The following is a 2740-nucleotide window of genomic DNA, read 5'->3' as shown; positions in this document are numbered from 1 at the left end:
TAAAGGATCGCCAGCCTAAGGAATTAAAAGAGCGTCTTCCCAAAGAGACCAAAGATCGCCTGCCTAAAGAATTAACACCGAAAGAAAGGTTACCAAAAGAGCTTGCCCCAAAAGAACTGAAAGAACGTGGGCCCAAAGAGTTGAAAGAGATTCGGGAGATACAGCTAGGTGATCCATTCATTCGCCCGGAACTGCGCCCTGATTTGTCACAAGCCGTTTTTGATATCAACCAAACGGGTGATATAACTGACCTCCAGGACGAAATGCTGCTTCGTCAGGCTAATTTACTCGGTGGTCGTAATCCAAGTGATGTTTAATGACCATGCCTCTTCGGACGATATGCATATTGTGTTCACCGCAAGACAAACATGCTCTCTGGCTAGCACTCCAGTTGAGAGCCAGAGAGTGGCAAGTCGAATTTATTCTGCCTGAGGAGCTTCTAGTTAATTCAAGTTTACAATTGCGCATATCCACAGATAATACTGAGAGCATTTTACAGACTGCGCGTGGCGTGACACTCACACACAAATTAAATGGGGTCATCAATCGCCTGTATGCATTGCCACCACTACATTGCGAATCAGGGAGCGAAGTTGATGCCCTATATTTGGAAGAAGAATGGCGTGCTGCATTCGTAGCATGGCTAGCAGAGCTTGCATGTCCCGTACTGAATCGGCCTACTGGCACCAGCCTTCACGGTACAATATGTGGCGATGCTTATTGGCGATACTTGGCAGTCCAGATGGGCTTAACTACCCGCCCCTGGTTTGCAAGCTCTGGTTTGGGAGTGACCGAAAGCAATGAACAGCGTATACAGATATTTGTTGCTGGCAAACAAGTTATCGATGCACAAAATATACTTTCACTGGAAGCTCGTAATCGCGTAGCAATGCTTGCAGCCATTTCCCAACTGCAACTATGTTGTGTTGAGTTTGATTGCTCTACTGGAGAACCTTGTTTGTTGAGGCTTGATCCGTTAGTTCCATTTGCTGCGGGTGGAGATGCTCTGGTAACAGCTATTGAAACAATGCTGACATCACCATGAATAATATCGTTCTTTTATTGGGTGTGCCTAATGAGCCACCTTTGGCGCTTGTGGCGTCAGCACTGCATAAAAACGGAGTGCGAACCCTGATCTGGGATCAGCAAAAAGTCACTATTTCAAACTGCAAAATTCAGATTGAGAACTCGAATATAACAGGCATACTTTCTTGTCCAGAATGGACCGTGTCTCTTGAAGACGTGGTAGGGGTGTATACTCGATTAGCAAGCTGGGCGACACTTCCAGAAATTAAAGAACTGCCTCCTACTGATCCAAGATTTACGCATGCATCAACATTACATTTAATATTAGACGAATGGTTAGAGGTAACACCGGCGAGAGTTATAAATCGTACCTCAGCAAATGATTCAAATAACTCAAAACCCTATCAAGCACTTATGATTCGCCGCTACTTCTATGTTCCGGAAACACTCGTCACTAATCAACCTGACGCTGCGCTTGATTTTTGTAGTCGACACCCTCGAACAATTTATAAATCAATCAGTGGAGAGCGGTCTATAGTGACTGAATTTGATACTCAAGATATGGAACGCCTGAATTTGCTGCAAAACTCGCCGATTCAATTACAAGAATGGATTAGTGGCTTTGATGTGCGCGTTCACGTAGTGGGAGATCGGACATTCGCTACACGAGTAGAAAGCGCTGCCATTGATTATCGATACGACTACTCCATCAATGGCGCTGGATTCACAGCATACGAGCTACCTGCCGACGTGGAAGATGCATGCATCCAGCTAACGGCGGAGATGAAACTTGGGCTGGCCGGGCTAGATCTAAGATTTGCCAATGATGGCAGAATATTCTGTTTTGAGGTTAACCCAAGTCCAGCGTATAGCGTATTTGAGTCCTCAACCGGCCAGCCTATCGCTGAGGCAATAGCCCTTTATCTTGCAGGATCATAAACGTCTCGTGCTATTATATTCGGCGCGGTGAGGAATGCGGAAAATGAAGCGGGTATAATATCGGATTTTAGCTCTTACTAAGACATGCTCCAGCCCAACTTTACGGTAGAATACGGAAGAAGAAATTGCTCATATTTATCAGCTACTCATGGAACATCCTTCCGGGGCGGCAAAGAAAAAATTGCATGTTGTCTATCTGAAAGCACTGGGACTGCCTCATCAAGAAATTATCCGCATCGCGCGAGTCAGCGAAGATAGCGTGAGACGCTATTTGCAGGCGTATATGAAGGTGGTGTGACGGCGCTTTGCTCATCCCAGCGTCATTGCCCTAGAAGTGCATTGTTGCTCCATTCGGAAGCACTCAAAACACGTTTCCAAGTCCATCCGCCGCACACTGTTGCTGAGGCGGTCTATGAGATTAACAAGCTCACCGGGATGCAATTGGCTTTAAACGCCTGTCGCGACTTCATGCATAAACATCTCGGTATGAAATACCGAAAAATGGCGGTGATCCCCTCTAAAGCTGACCCGGATAAGCAGAGCGAATTTTTACACAACAAACTTGAACAGGTAAAAAGGCTCCTAAAACCCAATTTTCAACTGCTCCCAAAATCCGCAAATATGACCACGTGAGTTATAATAGTATTTGTTTAGATAGTGTCGTCACGAGACTTTGAGCCATAGTGCGAGACAACGAATCTGGACGATGGCGATGAATGAAGAGAGGTTATTGGCATAGATGGTGGCAATGCCACGCCATTGTTTGAGCGCAAGC

4 protein-coding genes and 2 pseudogenes are annotated in these 2740 nt (G+C 45.8%); 5 read left to right on the top strand and 1 reads right to left on the bottom strand.

The window, feature by feature from the left end:
* The 5 genes and pseudogenes from J5I83_RS10535 to J5I83_RS10515 all read left to right on the top strand — a co-directional run.
* Positions 1-317: pseudogene (locus J5I83_RS10535) on the top strand (hypothetical protein); the annotation flags it as partial.
* A 194-nt stretch (positions 318-511) separates the two neighbouring features.
* Positions 512-1045: a hypothetical protein gene (locus J5I83_RS10530; protein ID WP_304055797.1), complete on the top strand. Its 534-nt coding sequence runs from the start codon at positions 512-514 to the stop codon at positions 1043-1045.
* Positions 1042-1965 (top strand): hypothetical protein, encoded by a 924-nt coding sequence (locus tag J5I83_RS10525; protein WP_304055794.1) that lies wholly within the window; start codon positions 1042-1044, stop codon positions 1963-1965. Before J5I83_RS10530 ends, J5I83_RS10525 begins: the two co-directional genes overlap by 4 nt.
* A gap of 148 nt (positions 1966-2113) precedes the next feature.
* A complete protein-coding gene (locus J5I83_RS10520) occupies positions 2114-2263 on the top strand; it encodes a helix-turn-helix domain-containing protein (RefSeq protein WP_304055791.1) in 150 nt (49 codons plus the stop codon).
* Positions 2260-2598, top strand: coding sequence for a hypothetical protein (locus J5I83_RS10515; RefSeq protein ID WP_304055787.1), 339 nt, complete (start codon positions 2260-2262; stop codon positions 2596-2598). The genes J5I83_RS10520 and J5I83_RS10515 overlap by 4 nt, the downstream gene beginning before the upstream one ends.
* A gap of 30 nt (positions 2599-2628) precedes the next feature.
* Here the strand turns inward: J5I83_RS10515 and J5I83_RS10510 are convergent.
* Positions 2629-2740: pseudogene (locus J5I83_RS10510) on the bottom strand (IS5/IS1182 family transposase); the annotation flags it as partial.

Source organism: Nitrosomonas communis (assembly GCF_024102715.1).
In the GTDB taxonomy this organism is placed as follows: Bacteria; Pseudomonadota; Gammaproteobacteria; order Burkholderiales; family Nitrosomonadaceae; genus Nitrosomonas; species Nitrosomonas communis_B.
Note: the sequence above shows the minus strand (reverse complement) of the source record. Positions and strands in the feature narration are given on the sequence as shown.

Excerpts from the sequence above, each read along its gene's own strand:
- J5I83_RS10520 (WP_304055791.1), top strand. The coding sequence starts at position 2,114 with ATGGAACATCCTTCCGGGGCGGCAAAGAAAAAATTGCATGTTGTCTAT.
- J5I83_RS10525 (WP_304055794.1), top strand. The coding sequence starts at position 1,042 with ATGAATAATATCGTTCTTTTATTGGGTGTGCCTAATGAGCCACCTTTG.